Genomic DNA, 3,521 nt, shown 5'->3' on the forward strand with positions numbered 1-3,521 from the left:
AGTGGTGATGATATGTTGCTGCAGGGCGCTGGCTACTGGCTGCAGCAAACCCTGGAAATGAATACCTGGGAGGATGGCCTGGCCGGGTATAAATTTTTTGCGCATCCCGATTACCATAACAGCTATAATATGCTGGAGGGCATTACCGGCGTAGGACTGGCGCTGATAGCCGCCGTAGATACCCAAACCCCGCCTGCCTGGGACCGCTGTTTATTATTGTCATAGATGCAGCGGCAGGATAATTGCCCGAAATTAGCCTGTTTTTACTATATTACTATAGTTAATCTAAACCTGTAAACCTGTATTCTCGTTTTAGCCTGTGTTAACTGAGCCAAACCGTTAAGTAAACTGGAATAACCATGATCCGCTTGTATTTTGTTAATGACCAGCCGCTGGTACTGGAAGGGCTGCGTTCCCTCTTACGATGTGAAACAGATATTGAGCTCGTAGGTCAAACCCGTAACGGGCAGTCGTGCCTCGCATTCCTGTCAGATCATACTACGGATGTAATATTGATGGACAGCATCCTGCCCGACATCAGCGGCAGCGAATTGTGCGCAGCTGTTAAAGCGCTGTACCCCAATACCATGGTGCTGGGCCTCAGCTCCCTTGCAGAGCGCAGGTATGTGAGCAGCATGCTGCACAGCGGCGCCAGCGGTTGCCTGCTGAAGAATGCCGATAAGGAAGAGCTGCTGCAGGCCATTCATACCGTACATGCCGGTAAAACCTATTTATCTACCGGCGTTGCAGCAGCCATGCTGCCCGCGGGCCCGCGGAACCCGCATTTAACCAAAAGGGAAAAAGAGATATTGCTGCTGATTGCAGAAGGATATACGAACCCGGAAATTGCAGAGAAACTTTTTATCAGCGCCACAACCGTAGACAGCCACCGGAAAAACCTGCTTACCAAGCTGAAAGCCCGCAACTCCGCCATGCTGGTAAAATGCGCTATCGATAATCAACTGCTGGTGTAAGTGCATGGGCATTGTACACCACCCGCAGCGGCGGACGTTTTTTAAGGTGATTGAACACCATAATCCCCAGCAAAGCCACCAGGGTGCAAACCCCGTTAAATACCAGGTGCGCGGGGTAAGTAACTGCGCCTAATATGCCGTTGCAGGCGCAGGCGCTGTGCGGATAAAAAAGGTACAGTGCGCTTAAGTAGCCGGTGAATACCAGCAGCTGGATGAAGGCTACATACAGTCCCCATTTTTTAGTAGAAGGTATGTGCAGCAGCACCACCGTTAAAAATTCTATGCCCAGTACAGATTTTGCCAGGGTGCTTTCATTAATGAAACTTTGCAGCAGGGGCGATTTGCCCAGGTCTGAAACAAACCTGTCATAAGCCAGTGCTTTGGCGCCCGCTGCGTACACAAACAGGAGGCTAAGCAGGAGAATGACGATGGCTAACAGTTGCTGTCTTTTCATGTGAGCGTTGGAGTGTACCCTAAGCTACTAAAAATTTCACTGTGAAACAATTTTCACGCCCGCCATTTGCCGCAGATCCGCATTTCACATTACCGCAGGGACCCGCGTTGCACCCTTTAATTGCAGGCAACCTACCTGTTCCCGGGGAATGGAAAGCAGTACTTTTAGGCTGCGGCAAGGCTGAAGTTTGAATATATATTCATAGTTTGCACCAGGCAAACCTGTTGAAACATAGCGTTGCCGTTGCCCCGCTAACTAACACCCCGGAAGCAGCAATAAAAATTGTAATGCAAAGCAGGGCATCAATGTTAAGGTCTGCTGACAAAAATTTTTAGCATATGAGTAAGATCACTACACATGTTTTAGATACCAGCCAGGGAAAGCCGGCGGCTGATATGACCGTTTTTCTTTATCATTCCCAGAATAATAACGAATGGGAAGCTATTGGCGGCGGCGCCACTAACGAAGATGGCCGCTTACCGGATATGCTGGCTGAAGATGCCGTGCTAACAGCAGGCATTTATAAGCTGAAATTTGCCACGGAAGAGTATTATGAAGGCATTGGCATGGAAACATTGTATCCCTATGTTGAAATAGTGTTTTACCTCGGCAAAGGCGGGCATTATCATGTGCCGCTGCTGTTAAGTCCTTATGGGTACAGTACCTGCAAAGGCGCGTAAGTTAATTACAAATGGTTTAATTATGAATGAGGGATGAGGTGCGTGCCGTTTTATAATGGGTGCAATACCGTTCCTTTTGTTGCATTCCCGATGGCGGGCGGAAAAAATAATTATTATCTTTAAAGCCTTCACCCGCTTTTAGTATAACCATTATGGAGCTATCCAACAGAATAACAGGCACGCCGTCGAAAAAGCTGGCCGGACTGGATCATTTACGTGCGCTGGCGATTGCGCTGGTTTTCATTTGCCACTACCGTATGTTTGGCCACCCGGATTGGGCCAATGCTGCCGGCAGCTTTGGCTGGACAGGAGTAGACCTGTTCTTTGTACTGAGCGGCTACCTCATTGCCGCGCAGCTGTTTAAAAGGCTGCAGCAGGGCAGGGGCATTTCATTGCGGGAGTTTTATATCAAACGTTTTTTTCGCATCCTGCCCGCCTACCTGGTGGTGCTTACCGTATATTTTACAGTGCCGGCCTTTAAAGAGTTTGAAGGGCTGGCGCCACTGTGGAAGTTCCTCACCTTTACCCAAAACTTCAGGCTTGACCTGGGTACGTCGCGTGCTTTCAGCCATGCATGGTCGTTGTGCATTGAAGAGCAGTTTTATTTGCTTTTGCCGCTAACGCTGCTGTTGATAACCCGCTGGAATGTGCCGCGTACGCTGGCCTGGGGCCTGGGAGCCCTGTTTATAGCCGGCTTTGTTATCCGCATGTGGGGTTGGGCGCATTTTATAGCGCCTGTGGAAGGGCAGGATGGCTATGGCCTGCTTTGGTTCAAATGGATCTATTACCCTACCTATAACCGCCTGGATGGCTTGTTAACCGGCATTGCCATTGCCGCCGTATTCGAGTACTATCCTGCGCTGCGGCATAAATTAACAAAGCATGGGAACGCCATGCTGTTACTGGGCCTGGCCCTTTTTGCCTGCGCCTATTTGTTATGTAACAAGGCAATGTTCACCTGGAATACCACGGTGATCGGCTTCCCGCTTATTTCCATTGCATTTGGCGTAGTGGTAATAGCTGCGTTAAGCCCGTCCTGCATTTTGTACAGGGTGCCGGCGCGGGTAACCGGCGTAATTGCCACTTTATCTTATTCAATATACCTGAGCCATAAAGGCGTGGTGCATCTTACGCAGCAATGGCTTTCTCCCTGGCTGGAGCCAAAAGGGATGGCCATGTTCCTGGTTTGCACCGGTATGGCGGTGCTGGCTGCGGCGCTGCTGCGTTGGGTAGTGGAAAAGCCATTCCTGCGGTGGAGGGATAAAGTGCTGAGCAAAGGGGAAGCAGCGCCGGTAGTGCATTTGAAGGAGAATGCCGGCGCGGTGACACTATGATTATAATTTGGCCGGTATGCAGAAAATTGATAGTTTTACTAAAATGATTAGCAATGAATGAGTACGATGTGGCTTATAA

General features: G+C 49.6%; 5 protein-coding genes. 4 read left to right on the plus strand and 1 reads right to left on the minus strand.

Translation table 11 applies throughout. From position 1 onward, the window contains the following. Together VFS25_RS12585 and VFS25_RS12590 are read left to right on the plus strand one after the other, a co-directional pair. Positions 1–225, plus strand: a 225-nt coding sequence (locus VFS25_RS12585) for a hypothetical protein (protein WP_326462500.1), incomplete at its 5' end; no start/stop codon positions are given. Positions 226–359: 134 nt separating this feature from the next. Further along, on the plus strand, positions 360–974 hold the full coding sequence (locus VFS25_RS12590) for a response regulator transcription factor (protein WP_326462501.1): 615 nt from the start codon (positions 360–362) through the stop codon (positions 972–974). Here the strand turns inward: VFS25_RS12590 and VFS25_RS12595 are convergent. Next, positions 949–1,428 (minus strand): MauE/DoxX family redox-associated membrane protein, encoded by a 480-nt coding sequence (locus VFS25_RS12595; RefSeq protein WP_326462502.1) that lies wholly within the window; start codon positions 1,426–1,428, stop codon positions 949–951. The genes VFS25_RS12590 and VFS25_RS12595 overlap by 26 nt on opposite strands. Positions 1,429–1,766: 338 nt before the next feature. Between VFS25_RS12595 and uraH the strand changes: the two genes are divergently transcribed. Both uraH and VFS25_RS12605 read left to right on the plus strand, forming a co-directional pair. Beyond that, positions 1,767–2,108 carry a hydroxyisourate hydrolase gene (gene uraH / locus VFS25_RS12600; RefSeq protein ID WP_326462503.1) on the plus strand — a complete coding sequence of 114 codons (342 nt, stop codon included), beginning with the start codon at positions 1,767–1,769 and terminating at the stop codon, positions 2,106–2,108. A gap of 152 nt (positions 2,109–2,260) precedes the next feature. Next, a complete protein-coding gene (locus VFS25_RS12605) occupies positions 2,261–3,442 on the plus strand; it encodes an acyltransferase (protein WP_326462504.1) in 1,182 nt (393 codons plus the stop codon). Positions 3,443–3,521: the final 79 nt, after the last annotated feature.

The organism is Chitinophaga sp., from assembly GCF_035761305.1.
Classification (GTDB): Bacteria; Bacteroidota; Bacteroidia; order Chitinophagales; family Chitinophagaceae; genus Chitinophaga.

Coding starts and splice junctions, on each gene's coding strand:
- VFS25_RS12590 (WP_326462501.1), top strand. CDS start 360: ATGATCCGCTTGTATTTTGTTAATGACCAGCCGCTGGTACTGGAAGGG.
- VFS25_RS12595 (WP_326462502.1), bottom strand. CDS start 1,428: ATGAAAAGACAGCAACTGTTAGCCATCGTCATTCTCCTGCTTAGCCTC.
- uraH (WP_326462503.1), top strand. CDS start 1,767: ATGAGTAAGATCACTACACATGTTTTAGATACCAGCCAGGGAAAGCCG.
- VFS25_RS12605 (WP_326462504.1), top strand. CDS start 2,261: ATGGAGCTATCCAACAGAATAACAGGCACGCCGTCGAAAAAGCTGGCC.